Raw genomic sequence first — 20,398 nt, forward strand, 5'->3', positions numbered from 1 at the left:
GGGAAATGCCGATGCCACACACGGTTGTACGCGCGCTGTTCGCGCACATGCTGGGCCTGGCCCTGATCGGATGGGCCACGCTGGTACAAGCCGCGCCGCAGGTGGCCAGCGTCGAATCGCCGGGCAAGGTGCTGAAGGTCAGCCTGGTGCTGGACGGCGGCACCGCGCGCTACCGCGTCGAGCGCCTGGGCGACACTGTGGTGGAGGATTCGAAGCTCGGCTTCGCCCTGCGCGACGGTCGCCTGGACCGCGATTTCGCCCTGCTGGGCCAGCAGCGGCGCAGCGTTGATGACACCTGGGAACAGCCGTGGGGCGAACGCCGGCTCACCCGCAACCACTTCAACGAGCTGACCGTCCAGCTGACCGAAGCCACCGGCAGCAAGCGCCGGCTGGATGTGGTGTTCCGCGTCTACGACGATGGCCTCGGCTTCCGCTATGTGTTCCCTGAGCAACCGAACCTGCGCGAGGCGATCATCGATGACGAACTGACCGAGTTCGCCATCGCGCCTGAATCCACCGCTTGGTGGATCCCCGCCGGCGAACCGATCCACTACGAATACCTCTACCAGCGCACGCCGCTACGCGAAGTACCGCTGGTGCACACGCCGATGACCCTGCGCAGCCGCGATGGCCTGCACGTGGCGATCCACGAGGCCGCGCTGGTGGACTATGCCGGCATGTGGCTGCGGCGCACCGAGGCGCAGCGCCTGCGCGCGCAGCTCTCGCCCTCGGCCGAAGGCTGGAAGGTACGCCGCGCCCTGCCCTTCGCCACGCCGTGGCGCACGCTGCAGATCGCCGACCGTGCCGGTGGTCTGGTCGAATCGGACCTGATCCTCAACCTCAACGAACCCAACGCGCTGGGCGATGTGAGCTGGGTGAAGCCAGCCAAGTACCTGGGCGTGTGGTGGTCGATGCACCTGGACAACGAGAGCTGGGCGACCGGGCGGAAGCATGCGGCTACCACCGCCAAGACGAAAAAAGTCATCGACTTCGCCGCCGCGCACGGCTTCCGTGGCGTGCTGGTGGAGGGTTGGAACCCGGGCTGGGACGGCATGTGGGTGGGCAATGGTTATGACTTCGATTTCACCCGGGCCACGCCCGATTTCGACATTGAAGCGCTGTCGGCATATGGCCTGAAGAAGGGCGTACACCTGATCGGCCACCATGAAACCGGCTGCGCCATCGAGCACTACGAGGACCAGCTGGGCGCCGCGCTGGACCTGTATGCACGGCTGGGCGTAGACCAGTTCAAGACCGGCTACGTCTGTGACGACGGCCAGGTCGACCGCCGCAATTCGACGGGGGGCCCACTGTGGCGCGAGTGGCATGACGGGCAGTTCATGGCCCGCCACCATCTGAAGGTGGTGGAGGAAGCCGCGCGCCGGCACCTGTCGGTGAACCCGCATGAGCCGATCAAGGACACCGGCCTGCGCCGCACCTACCCCAACTGGATCTCGCGCGAAGGCGCACGCGGCATGGAGTACAACGCCTGGGGCCAGCCGCCGAACCCGCCGGAGCATGAGGTCAACCTGGTGTTCACCCGCATGCTGGCCGGGCCGATGGATTACACCCCCGGCATCCTCAGCCTGAAGGGCCGCCACGGCCAGGCCATTCCCAGCACGCTGGCCCGCCAGCTTGCCCTGTACGTGGTGCTGTACAGCCCGATCCAGATGGCCGCGGACCTGCCCGAACACTACCTGCAGCATCGCGAGGCGTTCCGTTTCATCGAGGACGTGGCGGTGGACTGGGAGCAGAGCCGCGTGCTCGATGGCGAAGTGGGCGACTACGTGACGATCGTGCGCCGCGACCGCAACAGCCGCGACTGGTTCCTCGGCAGCATCACGGATGAACACGGACGCGTGCTGCCGGTATCGCTGGGCTTCCTGGAGCCGGGCGTGCGTTATCGAGCCGAGATCTACCGTGATGGTGAAGGCGCTGATTTCCGCAGCAACCCGTTCGCGTTCGCACGCGAAACCCGCGAGGTGACCAGCGCCGATGCACTGACGCTGGTACTGGCACCGGGCGGTGGCCAGGCCATTCGCTTCACGCCATCGGATTGATGAACGCCCCCGCGTGACGCTCGCCGGGCATGGCCCGGCGCTACCGTGGCGGGGGTCTGAAAGCGATTACATCCCTGCAAACGCCATTGAATACGTATGCAGGGTGATTCCCGCGAAGAACGCGCTGCCTACCATAGCGGCGACGACAGCGGCCACCGCGTCGCACGTTCACGGCCCCGCCGGAACGCTCACAAATCGATCTGCAACATTGCCTGGGAGGGGAAAATGTTGAACCACAAGCGCAGCGCGCTGAGCATCGCGCTGGCCGTTGTCCTGGCGCCGACGCTGGCGTCGGCACAGTCCACGCAGAGCACCACCACGCCGGCCGGCACCGCCGCCACCAACCTCGATACGGTGCAGGTCACCGGCATCCGCCGCGGCATCGAGAGCGCGATCGCGGTCAAGCAGGACGCCACCTCGGTGGTCGAAGCGATCTCCGCCGAAGACATCGGCAAGCTGCCCGACGTCAGCATCGCCGAGTCCATCTCGCGCCTGCCCGGCCTGGCCGCGCAGCGCGTGGCGGGCCGTGCGCAGGTGATCAGCGTGCGCGGCCTGTCGCCGGACTTCGCCACCACCCTGCTCAACGGCCGCGAAGTGGTCAGCACCGGCGACAACCGCGGCGTCGAGTTCGACCAGTACCCGTCCGAGCTGGTCAACGGCGTGACGGTGTACAAGACCCCGGACGCGGCGCTGGTCGGCCAGGGCCTGTCGGGCACCATCGACATGCAGACCGCGCGCCCGCTCAGCTTCGGCGAGCGCGTGATCGCGGTCAGTGGCCGCTACCAGAAGAGTTCGCTGGGCCGCGCCGCCAACGTCGATCCATACGGCAACCGCTTCAGCGCCAGCTACATCGACCAGTTCCTGGACAAGACCCTGGGCATCGCCATCGGCTACGCGCACAGCGACATGCCGATCCAGGAGAACCAGGTCGGCCTGTACGAGCCGTGGACCACCGAGCACACCGACAAGGGCGACCGTCCGGGCGTGGGCGTCGGCACCTACTTCTCCGATGGCATCAAGGCGCTGCGCCGCACCGGCAACAACAAGCGCGACGGCGTGATGGCGACGATCCAGTTCCGGCCGAACAACAGCTGGACCAGCACCTTCGATGCCTTCCACACCGAAGCCGAGCAGATCGACACCGCCAACCAGTTCGAGCTGAACCTCAGCAACTACAACGGCAACTACACCCCGGGCCTGCTGGTCAGCAACCCGCAGGTCAACGCCAATGGCTCGTTCACCGGCGGCACCGCCAGCGGCGTGTATCCGCTGGTGCGCGGCATGTACAACAAGCGCAAGGACAAGATCGATGCGTTCGGCTGGAACAACGAGTTCAACTTCGGCGGCGTCAAGCTGGTCGCCGACCTGAACTACTCCAAGGCCACGCGCGATGAGCTGAACCTGGAAAACAACCTGCAGCTGACCCCGATGCCACAGCTGGATACGGTCGGCGTGTCGATCCGCCAGAACGGCTTCTCGCAGATCAGCCCGGGCCTGAACTACTCCAATCCCGATGCGCTGTTCCTGACCAACACCATCTACGGCTCCGGCTACGGCAAGGTGCCGCAGGTGGAAGACCGCCTGAAGGGTGGCAAGCTGGCCGCCACCATCGCGCTGCCCGATGCCATCGCGTCGTGGGCGCCGGACATCGACATCGGCGTGAACTACGCCGACCGCCGCAAGGTGAAGACCCAGTCCGAAGGCAACATCCTGCTGGGTGCGCAGGGCGATGCCAACATCGCCTCGGACCTGCAGTATCGCCCGGTCAACCTCGGCTTCGCCGGCCTCGGCACCATCCCGGCCTGGAACGTCCCGGCCGCGGTCGGCCGCTACATGACCTTCAACCCGGTCGACAACCTGGACTACCTGATTCCCAAGTCGTGGACGGTGCAGGAGAAGATCACCACCGCCTGGGCACGCCTGAACATCAACGCCGACATCGGCGACGTCGGCGTGCGCGGCAACATCGGCGTGCAGATGCAGCACACCGACCAGAGCTCGGATTCGCGCTACTGGGACAGCTCGCAGTCGGCCGGCAATAACGTGCAGCCGTACTCGAACGGCCGCACCTACAACGATTGGCTGCCGAGCCTGAACCTGGCCTTCCTGTTCCCGCACCAGCAGACGCTGCGCTTCGCCGTCGCCAAGCAGGTCGCACGCCCACGTGTGGACCAGATGCGCGCCGGCCTGGAGTTCGGCGTGGACACCGGCACCGGCCGCCCCGGCGGCAGCGGCGGCAATCCGCTGCTGGACCCATGGCGTGCCACCGCTCTGGACCTGTCCTATGAGAAGTACTTCGGCGAGAAGGCCTACGTGGCCGCCGCGATCTTCTACAAGGACCTGAAGAGCTACGTCTACACCCAGTCGGTCGATAACTACGACTTCACCGCGCTGCTGGGCAGCTACGTGCCGCCGCCGGGCATGACCGCACCGGTGCTGACCACCGGCACCTTCTCCGCGCCGCAGAACGGCAAGGGCGGCACGCTGAAGGGCCTGGAGCTGACCGCATCGTTCCCGCTGGAGATGCTGACCGACAGCCTGCGCGGCTTCGGCGTGCAGGCCAGCGCGACCTTCAACAAGAGCGACATCACCATCCTGGATCCGGAGAGCGCCTCCAGCGTGGGCAGTGACCCGATCAGCCTGCCGGGCCTGTCCAAGCGCGTGTACAACTTCACTGCCTATTACGAGCGCAGCGGTTTTGAAGCACGCGTCAGCCAGCGCCGCCGATCGGACTTCATCGGTGAGATCGGCAACTTCAACGGCAACCGCAGCCTGCGCTATGTCGTCGGCGAAAACGTGACCGATGCGCAGGTCAGCTACACCTTCAGCGACAGCAGCGCCCTGCGTGGCCTGACCCTGCTGCTGCAGGGCAGCAACCTGACCAACGAGCCGTACCGCACCTACGCCGGCAGCAAGGACCGCCCGCTGGAGTACATCGAATGGGGCCGCACCTACATGCTGGGCGTGAACTACAAGTTCTGACCACAGCCGGGTAGTGCCGGCCGCTGGCCGGCAACCACCCCATCGGTAGCGCCGGGCCATGCCCGGCGACGGAAGCCAGGAGCAGGACCGGAAACCCGCTGCGCAGGCAGCGGGTTTTCTTTCGCCCGGTCACCGGCATGCCACCGACCGGCGCCCGGCCATGCCGCTCACAAAAAAGGGACGGGGCGCTTCGGCCCCGTCCCCGCAAGTACCGCCACCGGAGAAAACGGTCAGCTGCGTCGGGCGCAATACACCGCGCGCGGCGGCAGCTGGAGTTCGTTGCCCTGCACCGTGCCCGCATCCGGGCCCGGTACCGCCACCTGCTGCCAGTTCCCCGGCGGCAGCGGATGGGTCGCCGCCTCGGCCGACAGGTTGAAGGCCAGCAGGAGGGTTTCATCTGCAAGCATACGCTCGAACAGCAGCACAGGCTCGGCGCTTTCAAGGAATCTGATGCTGCCGTGCAGGAGGGCCGGCTGGGTATGCCGCCAGGCCAGGAACGCGCGGAACGCCGCCAGCACCGAATGCGGGTCGCGCTCCTGCACGGCCACCGCCGCCGCGCGGTGCTCGGCCGGGATCGGCAGCCAGGGCTGCCCGGTGGTGAAACCCGCTAACGGCGCATCGGTCCATGGCAGCGGGGTACGGCAGCCGTCACGGCCCTTGAAATTCGGCCAGAAGGTGATGCCATACGGGTCCTGCAGGGCCTCGAACGGTACCTCGGCCTCGGCCAGGCCCAGCTCCTCGCCCTGGTACAGGCAGACCGAGCCGCGAAGCGAGCACAGCATCGCCACCAGCATCCGCGCCAGGCGCGGATCGGCCGGGTGACCGCCCCAGCGGCTGACCGCACGCTCCACGTCGTGATTGGACACCGCCCAGCACGGCCAGCCTTCGGTCATCGCCGCTTCCAGCCGCGAGACCGTATCGCGGATGTAGGCCGCGCTGTAGTCGTCCACCAGCAGCTCGAAGCTGTAGCCCATGTGCAGGCGGCCATCGCGGGTGTACTCGGCCGTGGTGGCCAGCGAGTCTTCCGAAGAGATCTCGCCCAGGCTGACCGCCCCCGGGTATTCGTCCAGCAGCGCGCGCAGGCGCTCCAGGAACGGCAGGTTCTCCGGCTGCGTGTTGTTGTAGTAGTGGTACTGGTAGGCGTACGGGTTGTCCGGGCTGAAGCCGCGCCCCACCCGCTTGTCGGCGGGCTTGGCCGGGTTGTCACGCAGCTGTGCGTCGTGGAAGCAGAAGTTGATCGCATCCAGGCGGAAGCCATCCACGCCGCGGTCCAGCCAGAAGCGCACATTGTCCAGGGTGGCCTGCTGCACATCCGGGTGATGGAAGTTCAGGTCCGGCTGGTCGACCAGGAAGTTGTGCAGGTAGTACTGCTCACGGCGCGGCTCCCACTGCCAAGCGCAGCCACCGAACAGCGACAGCCAGTTGTTGGGCGGGGTGCCATCCTCGCGCGGGTCGGCCCAGACGTACCAGTCGGCCTTCGGATTGCTGCGGTCCTGGCGGCTCTCGCGGAACCACGCATGCTCGATCGAGGTGTGGCTCAGCACCTGGTCGATCATCACCTTCAGGCCCAGGCCGTGGGCCTTGGCCAACAGGCGGTCGAAGTCGTCCAGGCTGCCGAACAGCGGATCAACGTCGCGGTAATCGGCGATGTCGTAGCCGAAGTCGGCCATCGGCGACTTGAAGAACGGCGAGATCCAGATTGCATCCACGCCCAGCGCGGCAATGTGGTCCAGGCGCTGGATGATGCCGGGCAGATCGCCCACGCCATCGCCGTTGGCATCGAGGTAACTGCGCGGGTAGATCTGATAGATGACGGCTCCGCGCCACCATGGATAGTGCGACATCGACAGCCCCCCTCCGGGCATGCGGGACCCGCCGGCAGCGGGCCGAAATCCTGATCCGGCAAGCTTAGCGGCGGGCTCCCGGGCATGGCGCAACCTGCATACGTATTCACGCGGAGGGCCGCGCAGGCCGGGCTGGAATTGCCGCGCGGACCGGTTTGCGCCCGAATTCACGGCCAGCGCCTATAATCGGTGGTGAGCCTGAAAGCCTGATCGCATGACCATCACCGAAGACACCCGTCCCGCCCTGGGCCTGCCCCAGATCCAGTCGCTTGCCGCGGCCGACATGGCCGCCGTCGACGCCCTGATCCGGCGCCGGCTGTCTTCGGACGTCGTGCTGATCAACCAGATCGCCGACCACATCATTTCCGCCGGCGGCAAACGCCTGCGCCCGATGCTGGTGATGCTGGCCGGCCACGCGGTGGGCCAGGCCGGCCCGGAACACCACCAGCTGGCGGCGATCATCGAGTTCATCCACACCTCCACCCTGCTGCACGATGACGTGGTGGACGAATCCAGCCTGCGCCGCGGCCGCAGCACCGCCAACGCGCTGTGGGGCAACGCGCCGAGCGTGCTGGTCGGCGACTTCCTGTACTCGCGCAGCTTCCAGCTGATGGTCGAGCTGGAGCGCATGTCGGTGATGCAGATCCTGGCCGATGCCACCAACCGCATCGCCGAGGGTGAGGTGTTGCAGCTGCTGCACGTGCACAACCCCGATACCGACGAAGCCGCGTACCTCCGCGTGATCGAGCGCAAGACCGCGGTGCTGTTCGCCGCCGGCACCCGCCTGGGCGCGCTGGCCAGCGGCGTGGACGAAGCCAAGCAACAGGCCCTGTTCGACTACGGCATGCACCTGGGCTACGCGTTCCAGATTGCCGACGACGTGCTGGACTACTCGGCCAACGCCGAGGAGCTGGGCAAGAACCTGGGCGACGACCTCGCCGAGGGCAAGGCCACGCTGCCGCTGATCCACGCGATGGCCCACTCCGACGACGCTACCCGCGAACGCCTGCGCACCATCGTGCAGGACGGCGACGCCTCGGCGATGCCGGAAGTGCTGGCCGCGATCCGTGCCACCGGCGGCCTGGAGTACAGCCGCGCGCGTGCCGAGGAATATGCCGAAGCCGCCGAGCGCGCGCTCGATGGCCTGGGCGACAACGATGCCGTGGCCGCCCTGCGTGGCCTGGCCCGCTACGCGGTGCAGCGCTCGCATTGACCGGTAGTGCCGACCAACGGTCGGCACCTACCAAACCAGCATTCCGGTGGGTGCCGACCGTTGGTCGGCACTGAAACGGTCGCATTGACCGCATCTGGTAGTGCCGGCCGCTGGCCGGCATTCCCGATGACATCCGCAGCATCATGAGGTTGCCGACCAGCGGCCGGCACTACCACTGCACGAATCAACGTTTCTCGAAGCGCTCCTCGAAGAACTCATCCAGCGCCTTCCACGCGCGCTTGGCCGCCCGCTCGTTGTACTGGCACCCCGGCGGCCTGTTGGCGTCGCGCTCGGCGAAGCAGTGCACCGCACCGCTGTAGTTGGTGAACTCCCAATCGACCTTGGCCGCGTCCATTTCCTTCTGGAAGCCAGCGATGTCCTCGGCGCTCACGCTCCTGTCGTCGGCGCCGTTGAGCACCAGCACCGACGGATGGCTGCCACCGGCCTGCGCCGGCAGCGGTGAACCCAGCCCGCCGTGCAGGCTGACCACAGCGGCCAGCGGCGCACCGGCGCGAGCCAGCTCCAGCACCGTGGTGCCACCGAAACAGAAACCGACCGCACCGATCCGGCTGGCATCCAGCGGTACCTTGCCGGCCTGCGCCTTGAGCACGTTCACCGCTTCCAGTGCACGCGCGCGCAGCAGCGGCCGGTCGTTGCGCAGCTTGCTGGCCACCGGCCCCGCCTCCGCATCGGTCCTCGGCCGCACGTCCTTGCCATAGACATCGGCCACCAGCACCACGTAGTCATCGCCGGCCAGCTGCTTGGCCTTCTCGACTGCCGACTCGTTCACACCCTTCCAGTTCGGCACCATCACCAGGCCCGGGCGCTTGTCGTTGTCCCCATCGTCATAGACCAGCACACCACTGAAGGTCGTGCCCTGGTGTTTCCACTCCACCGGCTGCGTCTTCATCGCCGCCCACGCCGGCATCGCCGCCAGCCCCAGCATCACCGCCACACCGCATCGCCAACGATTCATGCGCCTGCTCCGCAAGAAAAAGGGGACGGAGGGGATTAAGCCGTATTCGCCCCTCCCGCGTCGCATTCTGCATTGGCGGCGTGACGCAGGTGTGGTTGGATACGACTTGATCCCCTCCGTCCCCTTTTTTCGCATGACTCTTGTTGATCGCTTTCTGTCTGGCCTGATCCCGCGTTTGCCTGCCGAGGATGCCCCGCAGTGGGTCCACGTGCAGGGCGCCAGCGCTGAAGACCTGCAGCGCCTGCGTGTGCAGTGGCCGCAGGTGCCGGACAGCCTGGTGGAACTCCTATCGCGCGTGGATGGCACGCACTACCGGGAGTACCCCGGCGGCAAGGTCTGCGTACTGATGCTGGGCTCGGACGTGGAGGACGGTGGCTACCCGTACTACCTGCGATCGGTCGCCCAGATCTTCGAGGACCAGCAGCGGTGGGACGACAGCATCCGTTCCATCTACGAAGAGTGGCTGGATGACGAACCGGAGATTCTCGGCGAGGGCATCAACGCGGATCTGCCGATGAGCCGCCGGCTGTGTTTCTCGCACTGCATGAACAACGGCGGCACCTCGATGCTGTACCTGGATTTCGATCCCGCGCCAGGCGGCACCGTCGGCCAGGTGGTGCGCTACCTGCATGACCCGGATAGCTACACGGTCATCGCACCCAGCTTCGATGCGTACCTGCAGCAACTGATTGATCGCGATTACGCGTTCATCCTGCATGAGGACTGAAATCCAGCCGAGCATGGGCTCGGCTCTACAGTAGATCCACTCCATGCGTGGATGGCGGGTTCACCCGCGCTCGATCCAATGCAACGTGCCCGGCATGAGCGCCAGCAGGTCCGCTGCGGCCAGCTGATTCCGCGGCCAGTGGCGTTCCGGCGGCTTCGGCTGCCGGGCACCCACCGAACCGTCGTAGTCGCGCACCAGCAGGCCGATGCGCGCGGCTCCGGCCCGCAACAGCGCGTCGATACGCTGTAACCACTGGCCGGCATCGTCCAGCGCTTCATCGCGGCGTGCCTGCTGATCCTGTTCATGCCGCGCCAACTGCGCGGCCAGCGCGCGGGCGATCTTGGCTTCGCTCCAGCCCTTCTTCCGCCAGCGCTCGGCATCGCCCTGCCATTCCGGCTCCGCCTGCGCCGAGGCCAGCGCGGTGCCACAATCGCAGTGCGCTGCGCTCAGCCACGGCTGCCAGCCGGGCCCGACGGCCGCCTGCAGACTGGGAGAATCCTGTACGAACAGGCGTCGGCCGCTGCGCTCCATGATCGTGGCGGCTTTCACGTGCGCAAACGAGGTGGGCAGGAACAGTGTGACGAAGGTGCACATGCGGGTATCCGGGTCCGTCCGGGGATGCGCCGATGGTAACTCGCCGGGGTCAGAGCCCTTTCCTGCGGAAAGGGATTCGACCCCGATCCGGCGGATCAGGCGATGCCCAACCCCGGAATCGCGCTGATGCTGTCCGGGTCAAACCCGGCCAGTTCGGCGAAATGACGGCCACGGGCCACGTAGTCGCGGTAGGCCCCGAAGCTCGGCGCGCCCGGTGACAGCAGCACGACCCCGCCCTGCTCGCCCAGCGCGGTACGTGCCAGCGCCATCGCCTCCGCAAGATCGCCCGCCGCGTGCAGGCCGAAGCGACCGGCATCGGCCAGCGGCTGCAGCATGGCATGGATGCGCGGGCCGTTGCTGCCCATGGTCACGATCTCCACCGGCGGCACATCGTGCGCCATGTGCTGCATGAAATCGGTCCAGTCCAGGCCACGGTCGTGCCCGCCTACCAGCAGCGCGATGCGCTGGCCAGCGAAGCACTCCAGCGCGGCCAGGCTGGCGTGGGGCGTGGTGCTGATCGAATCGTTGACGTAGGTCAGGCCATCGGCCACGCCGATGCGCTGCAGGCGGTTCGGCAGCGGGCGGAAATCCTGCACCGCCGGTGCCAGCGCCACCGCGTCCAGGCCCAGTGCCTCCAGCGCGGCCAGCACCGCGCACAGGTTGCCGCGGTTGTGACGGCCCGGCAGCGGCGTGTTGCGGGTATCGAACACGGCCTGCTCACCGTGATGCACGATGTCGCCCCGCATGTGCCAGCCCTGCGGCTGGTTGAACCAGACCACCTCACTCTCGGGCAGCGACAGTGCCGCCAGGTGCGGATCTGCGGCATTGAGCACGACGATGCGCGGTGCGGCTTCAGTCACCAGCCGCAGCTTGTCCTCGATGTAACGCTGTTCGCTGCCGTGCCAGTCCAGGTGTTCCGGGAACAGGTTCAGCACCACGGCCACCTGCGGGCGGGCGCCACTGCGCGCCACCTCACCGGTCTGGTAGCTGGACAGTTCCACCGCCCAGTACTCGGGCGCGGGCTGCGGATCCAGCACTTCAAGCAGCGGCAGGCCGATGTTGCCGACCAGTCCGGTGCGATGCCCGGCGGCCCGCAGCAGGTGCGCGACCAGCGCGGTGGTGGTGCTCTTGCCCTTGGTGCCGGTCACGCACACGGTGTCGTGCACGATGCCATCGTCAGCCGCGTGCTCCGCAAACCACAGCGCGGTGCCGCCGATGAAGGTGGTGCCCTGCTCTGCCGCCGCCAGCGCGATCGGCTGGTAAGGGCTGATGCCGGGCGACTTGATCACCACATCGAACGCGGCCAGCGCTTCGGCCGAGGGTTCGCCAAGTACCTGCAGCGCGCCCTGCGTTTCCGCACGCGCGGCTTCGGCTTCAGCGGCCGGGCAGAACAGGCTCAGGCCAAGCGTTGGCAGGCGCTCACGCAGCACCGCAAACGCGGCGCGGCCCTCACGGCCCCAGCCCCACAGCGCGACGCGCTTTCCTTCAAGCTTCGAAATCTTCACGCACCCGTTCCCACAGCGCAGCCGGAACGCGGTGCTCGCCCTGCAGCTGCAGCAGCGGTGCCAGTTCCAGTTCGGCGGCATCCAGCTGCGGCTGGATCTCGTTGCAGAAGCGCTTCACCAACAGGTCTTCCTTCCATTCCGGGCGCTGCGCCAAGGTCGCCATCGCCGCACGCGATTCGCGGCCTTCGCCCACGCACTCGAACGGCTTGTGGTCCTGGAATTCCAGCAGCGCGTCGAAGCCACCGGCCTGTTCGGCATCGTCCAGCAGGTTGCGGCCAAAGATGCGCACTAGGCGCGTCTTGGGCATGAACGGGGCCAGCGCCAGGAAGACGAAATGGCACTTCGGGCAGACGCCGCACCAGCGGTTCACCGGGCGCTCGCCGAGGATGTGGAAATTGCGGTTGCAGCTGGAGAAGTGCGCGTCGTAGAAATCGGTCTTGGCGAACTGGCGGGCCACCGCCAGCTCGGACATCGGGCGCAGCAGCGAGTAGTACTGCAGGTCCGCCGCCACGTACTTCCGCACATGGCTGCCGAACGCCTGCTCGCAGGCCCAGCCCTTGGACCACTGGTGATTCACTTCGCCGGTGCCCGGAATCTGGCTGCCGTAGCTGGCCGAACGCTCGTTGGAGAACACGACCTGGTCCACGCCGTGCAGCAACGCGGCCAGCACCATGATTGCCGAGTTCACCACCGTCACCGGGATATGGCCGTTCCAGGCGCCTTGGCGGTTCAACTCGAACAGTTCCGGCGCCAGCGTGCGGCCCAGGTTCAATGTCGGCAGGCCGGTGCGCTCAGCGCACGCACGGATCAGCTGCGAGCCACCGATCCAGGTCACGGTCTCGTCCACGCCGGCACGGCGCAGCGCTTCGATGCTCACCAGCGAATCCTTGCCGCCGCCGATGGCCACCAGCGCGTGCGGCCGCAGACCCAGCGCCGGCGCCTGCACGGCCTCGCCCTGCACCGGCAACCGGAAGCGGCCGCGCAGGTTCAGACCGTTGCGGTAGGCGAATTCGCCCAGGCCGTTGAGGTAAATGGTTTCCACCAGCGCGGCGGTATCGGCATCGATGCTGTAGCTGTCGATGCTGACCGTATCCGGTACGCCGGCCTTGTAGTAGCTGACGCCGGCGATCAGGTGCAGCAGCTGCAGCGCGCGCTGCACGGCGGCGGCGCGCGCCTCGTCCAACACGAACGGAGCACCGGGCACGGTGATGGTTTCCACCATCTCCGGGCCGTCGTCGAAGGCGTAGACCAGCCGGGCCACGCCGGTATCCGCTGCGAAGTCGCAGCGGACGAAGCGGAAGCGGGAAACCTGGTGTTTGTCGAAAGCAGTCATGGTGTATCCGGTCAGGCACGGGCCCGCGCGAGGGCGCGGGGCGTGTCGGTGGGCGGGTGCAGGGCGCGCGCGGTGGTCATTCGATCACGTCTTCGCGCGGCAGCATCCGCTGGTTGTAGGTGTTGGCCATCACATAGCCGTAGGCACCGGCATCTGCGATCAGCATCACGTCGTCCGGCGCGGTGGACACCGGCAGCTTGCGGCGCTTGCCGAACACATCGCTGGATTCGCAGATCGGGCCGACCACATCGAACGCCGCTTCGGCATAACCGCCCTGGCGGCTGAGGTTCTCGATGTCATGCCAGGCGTCGTACAGCGCCGGGCGCATCAGTGCATTCATGCCGGCATCCAGGCCGACGCGGCGCACGCCCTCCTTTTCCACCACCTGGGTGACATGGGTCAGCAACACGCCGGACTCGGCCACCAGGTAGCGGCCCGGCTCGATCGCCAGGCGGAATGCCGGATGGAGTGCCTTGACCTCGGCCAGGCCCTCGGCCCAGGCGTCCAGGTCAAACGGCTCGTCTTCGTCGCTGTACGGAATCGGCAGTCCGCCACCGATGTCGATGGTCTGCACGCTGCCGATGCGGCGGGCGAAACCGGCCAGCTCATCGCACATCAGGCGCCAGTGCTGCGCGGTCTCCACGCCACTGCCCAGGTGCGCATGCAGGCCGACCACGCGGCTGCCCAGGTCGGTGGCCGCGCGCACGAACTCGTCGACGCGGGCGATCGGCAGGCCGAACTTGGACTCCTTGCCGCCGGTGCGGACCTTGGCGTGGTGGCCTTCGCCACGGCCCAGGTCGACACGCAGCCACAGCTCGCGGTTGCGGAACAGGTCCGGCCAGCGCTGCAGCGCTTCGACGTTGTCGACGGTCACGGTCACGCCCAGCGCGAACGCCGCCTCGTACTCGCTGCGCGGGCAGAAGCTGGGGGTGAACAGCACGCGCTTGGGCGACAGTTCCGGCAGGTGCTGGAACACATGCTTCAGCTCGCCGTGCGACACGCACTCCAGGCCGAAGCCTTCGGCTTCCAGCAGCTGCAGGATGGCCGGGTGGCTGTTGGCCTTGATCGCGTAGTAGCGCTGGTCGATCGGCTTGATCGCGGCCAGCGCGCGGGCGCGGGCGCGCACCGTCGGCAGGTGGTAGACGTAGCGCGGCGTACCGGCATCGGCCAGCTGCAACAGGTGGGCACGCTGGCCCCGCCACCACGGCGTGCCACGCGGGCGCACGGTGCCGGCGATTTCGCGCCAGCGCGGGCCGAACACCTCGGTCTCTTCCACCGGCATCGCACCGCTGTCGATCAGCTCGGCGTGCAGCACCGGCAACAGGCCATCGGCATCGGCTTCGTCGATGACGAAGGTCAGGTTCAGGTCGTTGGACGACTGCGAGATCATGTGCACGCGCTCGCGGCCGAAGGTGGCCCACACGTCCGACAGCTTGTGCAGCAGCGAGCGCATGCCACGGCCAACCAGGGTGATGGCCGCGCACGGCACGATCACCTTCACCTTGCAGATCTGCGACAGGTCGGCCGACAGCGCGGCCAGCACATCGGTGTTGACCAGGTTCTCGGACGGGTCCAGCGACACCGTGACGTTGGTTTCGGCCGAACCGATCAGGTCCACCGACAGGCCGTGCTTCTTGAACAGGTTGAACACATCGGCCAGGAAGCCGACCTGCTGCCACATGCCGATGCCTTCCATCGACACCAGCACGATGCCGTTGCGGCGGCTGATCGCCTTCACCCCCGGCACCGGTGCGGCGCTGCCATCGATGCTGGTGCCCGGCAGTTCCGGGCGCTCGGTATCGAGGATGGCCATCGGCACGCCGGCATCGCGGCACGGCTTGATCGAGCGCGGGTGAAGCACCTTGGCGCCGGTGGTGGCGATTTCCTGCGCTTCGTAATAGTCCAGGCGGGTCAGCAGGCGCGCGTCCGGCACATCCTTCGGGTTGGCACTGAACATGCCCGGCACATCGGTCCAGATCTCCACCCGGCTGGCGCCGAGCAGCGCACCGAAGTACGCCGCCGAGGTATCCGAGCCACCACGGCCGAGGATGGCGGTACCGCCATCGGCATGCCGCGAAATGAAGCCCTGGGTGATCAGCAGGCGGGTCGGCTGCGCGCGGAAGCGCTGCACCCACTCCGCGTCTGCGCGCCACTGGCAGTTCACCGACAGCCGCTGCGACCAGTCGCTCTGGTTCGGCTGCGGCGGCATCGCGTCCAGCCACTGGCGAGCATCCATCCAGCCCATGTCCAGGCCCGAGGCGCGCAGGTAGGCCGCGCCCAGGGTGGAGGACAGCAGCTCGCCCTGGCCCAGCACTTCGGCCTGCCAGTCGAGCGGACGGGTGGCTGCACGCGCATCGTCGAGCAGGCCCTGCAGCGCGGCCAGCCGTTCGGCCAGCACCTCGCGACCCAGGCCGAGTTCGGCCAGGAAGCCTTCATGGCGTTCGACCAGCGCTGCCACGCGGTCCCGGCTATCGGGCGCGCCGTCGGCAATCGCGGTCAGTTCGTTGGTGACCCCGGACAGCGCCGATACCACCACCAGCACGCGCGAGCCGGTCTCTTCCGCGCGTTTTTTCGCCAGCTTCCCGATCGTGTCCCAGCGGTGACGACGCGACACCGAAGTGCCGCCGAACTTCAGTACGATCCAACGATCGACAAGGGGGGAAGCTGACATGGATTGGCTATGTAGAATGTGGGGAAGCCGCCCTCGAGGGCGGAACCTTTGATTCTAAGCGCAATATCCCCGTAGATGGCCGTCCTCCGTTACCTGCAGCTCGATGTCTTCGCCGCCCGCCCCGGCACCGGCAACCCGCTGGGCGCCATCCTGGACGCCGACGGGCTCTCCAGCAGCCAGATGCAGGCCCTGGCTACCTGGCTGAACCTCTCCGAGACGGTGTTCTTCCTGCGCCCCACCGCGCCCGGCGCCGATTACCACATCCGCATCTTCACTCCGACCCGCGAGCTGGCGTTTGCCGGCCACCCCAGCGTCGGCGCGGCCTGGGCGGCGGTGAGCTGCGGCTTGGCCCAGCCTCGCGACGGCGCCCTGCTGCAGCAATGCGTGGCAGGGTTGCTGCCAGTACGGGTGAGCGGCCCGGCCGAGGCACTGGAGATCCAGCTGGCCAGCCCGCCGGCACGGCAACTGGACACGGCCGCGGACGGAGCACCCGAAACACTGCTGGCCCTCGCCGCCAACGGGCACGTGCCCGAACTCTGGGACAACGGCGCGCGCTGGTGGCTGTTGCCACTGCGCGATGCCGACGCCGTGCGCAGCCTGCTGCCGGACATGGCCGCGCTGGCCGACTGGAGCCTGGCCACCGATGCTACAGGCCTGGCCGTCTTCGCCGACGAGGCCAGCTCCGACCACACCCGCGTGGTGCGTGCCTTCTGCCCCGCTGATGCGCCCGCCGTGCCCGAGGATCCAGTGACCGGCAGTGCCAATGCGCTGATAGGCGCCTGGCTGCGGCAGCGGAATGCCCTGCCCGGCCGCGAGGGCCGCTACGTGGCCAGCCAGGGCCGCGAAGTGGGCCGCGATGGCCGCGTGCAGGTGCAGGTCGACGCGCAGGGCACGGTGTGGATCGGCGGCCAGGTGCAGCCGGTCATCGACGGCCAGATCCGTTGGCTGTAGAGCCGAGCCCACGCTCGGCTGCTTCTTCTCACACCCCGACACAGCCGAGCATGGGCTCGGCTCTACAACCGCGCGTTAAGCTGCGCGCCAACCGATCCTGGAGTTTCGCCCCTATGACCACCCGCCGTTTCCTGCAGCTGGATGTGTTCTCCCCGCGCGCCGGCGCTGGCAATCCGCTGGCCGTGGTGCTCGATGCCGAGGGCCTGGACGACGCCAGCATGCAGGCGATCGCGCGCTGGACGCGTCTGCCCGAGACCACCTTCGTGTTCCCGCCCCAGGCAGCCGGTGCCAGCTACCGGCTGCGCATGTTCAGCCCGCAGAAGGAAGTGCCGTTCGCCGGCCACCCCAGCGTCGGCACCGCGCATGCGGTGCTGCAGGTGGGCCTGGCCGGAGCGGTTGACGGTGTGCTGGTGCAGGACGGCATTGCCGGCGCGCTGCCGCTGCGCGTCAGCGGTGAGGGTACGCAACAGCGCATCGCCATCCGCACCCCGCGCGCGCAGCTGGCCGAAACTGCCGAGGCCTGCGATCCACGCCTGCAGGCTGCACTGAGGGGCTGGCCGCTGGGTTCGTTGCCGCCGGCGCGCATGCAGGGCGGGCGTAGCTGGTGGGTGGTGCAGGTGGCCGACGAAGCCGCGTTGCGCGCCCTGCAACCCGACTGGGATGCGGTGGCCGCACTGGCCGAGTCCACCGACAGCATGGGCGTGTTCGCCTATGCCTTCAGCGATGGCGGTGAGGGATTCGATCTGGCCGTGCGTGCCTTCGTCGGCAACGGTCGCCGCTTCGAGGACGCCGCCTCGGGTGCGGCCAATGCGGTGCTTGCCGCATGGCTGGACCTGCGCGACGCGCTGCCGCGTGGGCGGACGCCGTTCGAAGTCAGCCAGGGCCGCGAAGTCGGCCATGACGCGCGCCTGACCCTGCTGGTCGATGAGGATGGCGAGGTATGGTCAGGCGGCCAGGTGCAGACCGTCATCACCGGCACCATCGACTGGTAAAGGGACACTGTAGAGCCGAGCCCGCGCTCGGCTGCTCTCCGGCCAGATCACGGGAGCTGCAGAAGCCGAGCATGGGCTCGGCTCTACAGATGCGTCGGCTCAGCCCAGTTCGGCTTCCAGGCTGATCGGCACCGCACTGAGCGCCTTGGACACCGGGCAGTTCTGCTTGGCGTCATCGGCAATGGCGCGGAACTGCGTCGCGTCGATGCCAGGCACCACCGCCTTTACCTTCAGCCGGATCTGCGACAGCTGCGGGCCGCCTTCCATCGACAGGTCGACCTTGGCTTCGGTGTCCAGCGAGGTCGGGGTAAAGCCAGCCTCGCCGAGCTTGGCCGACAGCGCCATGGTGAAACAGCCGGCATGTGCGGCGGCAATCAGCTCTTCCGGATTGGTGCCCTTTTCGTCGCCGAAGCGGCTGTTGAAGCCGTAGCGGGTCTTGTCCAGCAGTCCACTCTGCGGCGTGCTCAGCTGCCCCTTGCCCGACTTCAGATCGCCTTCCCAGTGCGCGGTGGCGTGTCGCGAGATTCCCATTGTGCTGCTCCTGCGTGGCGGTGATGAACGGCCACCCTCGCATGCCACGCGTTAGCCCTGCGTCGCTCCGCCGCACGCCCCACGTCGCCCCCGACCCCGGAAGATGGACACTTCCTCGCCAGCGCGCAACGCATTTTCCTCTTGTTTTCAGTGGTTTCGCGCAGTGCACCAATGGGCAGGCGGCGGGCTTCGAGCACGCTGACACGCCCCCAGCCCCCACCGCCGGCCATGTACTGAATCGGCCTGGATATGAAAAAACATGCACTTTCCGCGCTTCGGGCTATTGGCGGCGCCCAAGAGTTGCCCTACATTGCGCTTGCCGACGGGGTTCGGCGCCGACCAAACAACCAACCGTTCACGGAACAGGAAACCATGGCAAAGACCGCTAAGAAGGCTGCCCCGAAGAAGGCAGTGAAGAAAGTCGCGACGAAGGCAGCCGCCAAGCCGGCCGCTCCGAAGCCGATCAAGGAAGTGCTGACCAAGTCCGGCCTGGTTGCACACATCGCTGAAGCCTCCGGCGTCGTCGCCAAGGACGTCCGCGCTGTGCTGGCCTCGCTGGAAAGCGCCGTCGCCTCCTCGGTGCACAAGAAGGGCGCTGGCTCGTTCACCCTGCCGGGCCTGCTGAAGATCACCACCGTCAATGTGCCGGCCAAGCCGAAGCGCAAGGGCATCAACCCGTTCACCAAGGAAGAGCAGTGGTTCGCTGCCAAGCCGGCCACCACCAAGCTGAAGGTGCGTCCGCTGAAGAAGCTGAAGGACGCCGCGCTGTAAGCGCGCGCCCCAACGCGGATTGCAACGGGACGGCTCTGGCCGTCCCGTTTTTTTTGCGCGCTTCCCGCGCCATGCGTGGATGCGCCGCCCCGGGGCCATCCGCAACACAGCGTTGCCGCATATCGGGAAACGACCGCTCAGGCCCGCCGTCACTGGCAGGGCGCGCCCTGTGCAGGCCCCGGAACGTACCGGGTGGAACACTGCGTGCGGCGCCAGCCGTCGCAGCCGGCCGTGGCCTTGCCTATGGTGAGCACATCCTCCACAGCTACGGCGAGCACCCCCATGGCCAGCCCCTCCACCCGCTACCGGATCTCGGTGACCCCCATCGAAAAGGACGGGTTGCAGTGCACCGGGCGCTGCACCATCGAACTGGAACATCGCGCCAGCCGAGACCTCATGCGCCTGCTGGAAGCGGCGCCGCGCACCGCTGGCGTCAGCGGCGACGAGCGCGCGACCCTGGTGATCGCCACCCAGCTGCTGCGCGACATCGTGCAGCGCCACGCCGAAACAGAAGGCCATGCCCTGGCCGCCATCGCCGCGCAGGTGCTGCCGGCGCTGGATGCACTGGAACAGCTGCCCTCCTCCCGCTGATCGCCGCACAGCCGATACACTGCCTCCTTCCGTTCGCCTCGGGGAGGAGGCTGGCATGCGCAGGTTCCTGATACTGATCGCACCACTGGTGCTGCTGGCCTGCTCCAGGCCGCCATCGCAATCCGACGCAGCGGATGCCGCACCGCCGGTAGCGGCCAGGACGACTGCCAGCACGAAGCCGCAGACCGCCGCAGCAAGCGATGCAGCGGCTGCGCGGGCCATCGATGTCGATCCCCTGTTTGCCGCCGTCGCGGCCGACGCCGAGCTGCCCGCGGCCATGCTCAACGCGTATGTCATGGCCCTGCTCAATCGCGATCGCAAGGCCGCCGACGCCGCGTGGACTTTCCCGCCCAGTGATGCCCGGCGCGCTGACGATGCCGCATTGCGCCAGCTGACGGACGTACGCAGCCTGCGCCTGACCAGCGAGCTGCCGATCGCGCGCGACGGCCACCAGCCGCCGCAGCTGCTGGAGGTTCCGGTGCGGATCCGCGCGGTGACTCCTGAGGGAACCTTCCGCTTCGGCGGCTGGTACCGGGTGCAACCCAGCGCCGACGGCAGCGCCTGGCAGATCCAGTCGGCACAACTGCGGCCATCGCTGGACTGAACCGTTGCGGCGGCATGCACGCGCGATTCAGCCGGCAAGGCTACTCTTTGAAC

16 protein-coding genes are annotated in these 20,398 nt (G+C 67.6%); 9 read left to right on the forward strand and 7 right to left on the reverse strand.

The annotated features are described in order from the left end of the window. The first annotated feature begins 5 nt into the window (after positions 1-5). Together G370_RS0103570 and G370_RS0103575 are read left to right on the forward strand one after the other, a co-directional pair. Positions 6-2,060, forward strand: coding sequence for a glycoside hydrolase family 97 protein (locus G370_RS0103570; RefSeq protein ID WP_019659384.1), 2,055 nt, complete (start codon positions 6-8; stop codon positions 2,058-2,060). Between the two features lie 225 nt (positions 2,061-2,285). After that, positions 2,286-5,042, forward strand: coding sequence for a TonB-dependent receptor (locus G370_RS0103575; protein ID WP_026346956.1), 2,757 nt, complete (start codon positions 2,286-2,288; stop codon positions 5,040-5,042). Between the two features lie 230 nt (positions 5,043-5,272). On the opposite strand, the gene G370_RS0103580 is transcribed toward G370_RS0103575, so the two are convergent. Further along, entirely contained in the window at positions 5,273-6,886 is a 1,614-nt protein-coding gene (locus G370_RS0103580; protein WP_019659386.1) for an alpha-glucosidase family protein, read from the reverse strand. A 214-nt stretch (positions 6,887-7,100) separates the two neighbouring features. On the opposite strand from G370_RS0103580, the gene G370_RS0103585 reads away from it, so the two are divergent. Further along, complete coding sequence (locus G370_RS0103585; protein ID WP_019659387.1) at positions 7,101-8,099, forward strand: polyprenyl synthetase family protein; 999 nt, start codon at positions 7,101-7,103, stop codon at positions 8,097-8,099. A 184-nt stretch (positions 8,100-8,283) separates the two neighbouring features. On the opposite strand, the gene G370_RS0103590 is transcribed toward G370_RS0103585, so the two are convergent. Next, positions 8,284-9,075: a dienelactone hydrolase family protein gene (locus G370_RS0103590; RefSeq protein WP_019659388.1), complete on the reverse strand. Its 792-nt coding sequence runs from the start codon at positions 9,073-9,075 to the stop codon at positions 8,284-8,286. A gap of 133 nt (positions 9,076-9,208) precedes the next feature. Between G370_RS0103590 and G370_RS0103595 the strand changes: the two genes are divergently transcribed. Continuing rightward, complete coding sequence (locus G370_RS0103595) at positions 9,209-9,802, forward strand: SMI1/KNR4 family protein (protein ID WP_019659389.1); 594 nt, start codon at positions 9,209-9,211, stop codon at positions 9,800-9,802. A gap of 60 nt (positions 9,803-9,862) precedes the next feature. Here G370_RS0103595 and G370_RS0103600 read toward each other — a convergent pair whose 3' ends face one another. The 4 genes from G370_RS0103600 to G370_RS0103615 all read right to left on the reverse strand — a co-directional run bounded on the left by G370_RS0103600 (position 9,863) and on the right by G370_RS0103615 (position 15,905). Next, a complete protein-coding gene (locus G370_RS0103600) occupies positions 9,863-10,396 on the reverse strand; it encodes a hypothetical protein (RefSeq protein WP_019659390.1) in 534 nt (177 codons plus the stop codon). A gap of 95 nt (positions 10,397-10,491) precedes the next feature. Further along, the gene (gene murD, locus G370_RS0103605) at positions 10,492-11,901 is read right to left on the reverse strand and encodes a UDP-N-acetylmuramoyl-L-alanine--D-glutamate ligase (protein WP_019659391.1); all 1,410 of its coding nucleotides are present in this window, start codon (positions 11,899-11,901) and stop codon (positions 10,492-10,494) included. Continuing rightward, positions 11,882-13,234 carry a UDP-N-acetyl-alpha-D-muramoyl-L-alanyl-L-glutamate epimerase gene (gene murL, locus G370_RS0103610; RefSeq protein WP_019659392.1) on the reverse strand — a complete coding sequence of 451 codons (1,353 nt, stop codon included), beginning with the start codon at positions 13,232-13,234 and terminating at the stop codon, positions 11,882-11,884. Before murL ends, murD begins: the two co-directional genes overlap by 20 nt. A gap of 76 nt (positions 13,235-13,310) precedes the next feature. Next, the gene (locus G370_RS0103615) at positions 13,311-15,905 is read right to left on the reverse strand and encodes a bifunctional aspartate kinase/diaminopimelate decarboxylase (RefSeq protein WP_019659393.1); all 2,595 of its coding nucleotides are present in this window, start codon (positions 15,903-15,905) and stop codon (positions 13,311-13,313) included. Between the two features lie 75 nt (positions 15,906-15,980). On the opposite strand from G370_RS0103615, the gene G370_RS0103620 reads away from it, so the two are divergent. Continuing rightward, complete coding sequence (locus G370_RS0103620) at positions 15,981-16,856, forward strand: PhzF family phenazine biosynthesis protein (protein ID WP_019659394.1); 876 nt, start codon at positions 15,981-15,983, stop codon at positions 16,854-16,856. Between the two features lie 113 nt (positions 16,857-16,969). Beyond that, positions 16,970-17,848 (forward strand): PhzF family phenazine biosynthesis protein, encoded by an 879-nt coding sequence (locus tag G370_RS0103625; RefSeq protein ID WP_019659395.1) that lies wholly within the window; start codon positions 16,970-16,972, stop codon positions 17,846-17,848. Between the two features lie 99 nt (positions 17,849-17,947). Here the strand turns inward: G370_RS0103625 and G370_RS0103630 are convergent, their stop codons facing one another. Next, positions 17,948-18,379 carry an OsmC family protein gene (locus tag G370_RS0103630; RefSeq protein ID WP_019659396.1) on the reverse strand — a complete coding sequence of 144 codons (432 nt, stop codon included), beginning with the start codon at positions 18,377-18,379 and terminating at the stop codon, positions 17,948-17,950. A gap of 372 nt (positions 18,380-18,751) precedes the next feature. Between G370_RS0103630 and G370_RS0103635 the strand changes: the two genes are divergently transcribed. The 3 genes from G370_RS0103635 to G370_RS0103645 all read left to right on the forward strand — a co-directional run bounded on the left by G370_RS0103635 (position 18,752) and on the right by G370_RS0103645 (position 20,345). Beyond that, positions 18,752-19,150, forward strand: coding sequence for an HU family DNA-binding protein (locus G370_RS0103635; protein WP_005408442.1), 399 nt, complete (start codon positions 18,752-18,754; stop codon positions 19,148-19,150). A gap of 282 nt (positions 19,151-19,432) precedes the next feature. Then, positions 19,433-19,741 (forward strand): DUF3861 family protein, encoded by a 309-nt coding sequence (locus tag G370_RS0103640; RefSeq protein WP_019659397.1) that lies wholly within the window; start codon positions 19,433-19,435, stop codon positions 19,739-19,741. Between the two features lie 55 nt (positions 19,742-19,796). Then, positions 19,797-20,345 (forward strand): hypothetical protein, encoded by a 549-nt coding sequence (locus tag G370_RS0103645; protein WP_019659398.1) that lies wholly within the window; start codon positions 19,797-19,799, stop codon positions 20,343-20,345. Positions 20,346-20,398: the final 53 nt, after the last annotated feature.

Origin of the sequence: Stenotrophomonas hibiscicola ATCC 19867, from assembly GCF_000382065.1 — a bacterium.
Lineage (GTDB): Bacteria > Pseudomonadota > Gammaproteobacteria > Xanthomonadales > Xanthomonadaceae > Stenotrophomonas > Stenotrophomonas hibiscicola.

Bases quoted from the DNA above. Each gene is read 5' to 3' on its own strand.
- G370_RS0103570 (WP_019659384.1), top strand. From the start codon at position 6: ATGCCGATGCCACACACGGTTGTACGCGCGCTGTTCGCGCACATGCTG.
- G370_RS0103575 (WP_026346956.1), top strand. From the start codon at position 2,286: ATGTTGAACCACAAGCGCAGCGCGCTGAGCATCGCGCTGGCCGTTGTC.
- G370_RS0103580 (WP_019659386.1), bottom strand. From the start codon at position 6,886: ATGTCGCACTATCCATGGTGGCGCGGAGCCGTCATCTATCAGATCTAC.
- G370_RS0103585 (WP_019659387.1), top strand. From the start codon at position 7,101: ATGACCATCACCGAAGACACCCGTCCCGCCCTGGGCCTGCCCCAGATC.
- G370_RS0103590 (WP_019659388.1), bottom strand. From the start codon at position 9,075: ATGAATCGTTGGCGATGCGGTGTGGCGGTGATGCTGGGGCTGGCGGCG.
- G370_RS0103595 (WP_019659389.1), top strand. From the start codon at position 9,209: ATGACTCTTGTTGATCGCTTTCTGTCTGGCCTGATCCCGCGTTTGCCT.
- G370_RS0103600 (WP_019659390.1), bottom strand. From the start codon at position 10,396: ATGTGCACCTTCGTCACACTGTTCCTGCCCACCTCGTTTGCGCACGTG.
- murL (WP_019659392.1), bottom strand. From the start codon at position 13,234: ATGACTGCTTTCGACAAACACCAGGTTTCCCGCTTCCGCTTCGTCCGC.
- G370_RS0103615 (WP_019659393.1), bottom strand. From the start codon at position 15,905: ATGTCAGCTTCCCCCCTTGTCGATCGTTGGATCGTACTGAAGTTCGGC.
- G370_RS0103620 (WP_019659394.1), top strand. From the start codon at position 15,981: ATGGCCGTCCTCCGTTACCTGCAGCTCGATGTCTTCGCCGCCCGCCCC.
- G370_RS0103625 (WP_019659395.1), top strand. From the start codon at position 16,970: ATGACCACCCGCCGTTTCCTGCAGCTGGATGTGTTCTCCCCGCGCGCC.
- G370_RS0103630 (WP_019659396.1), bottom strand. From the start codon at position 18,379: ATGGGAATCTCGCGACACGCCACCGCGCACTGGGAAGGCGATCTGAAG.
- G370_RS0103635 (WP_005408442.1), top strand. From the start codon at position 18,752: ATGGCAAAGACCGCTAAGAAGGCTGCCCCGAAGAAGGCAGTGAAGAAA.
- G370_RS0103640 (WP_019659397.1), top strand. From the start codon at position 19,433: ATGGCCAGCCCCTCCACCCGCTACCGGATCTCGGTGACCCCCATCGAA.
- G370_RS0103645 (WP_019659398.1), top strand. From the start codon at position 19,797: ATGCGCAGGTTCCTGATACTGATCGCACCACTGGTGCTGCTGGCCTGC.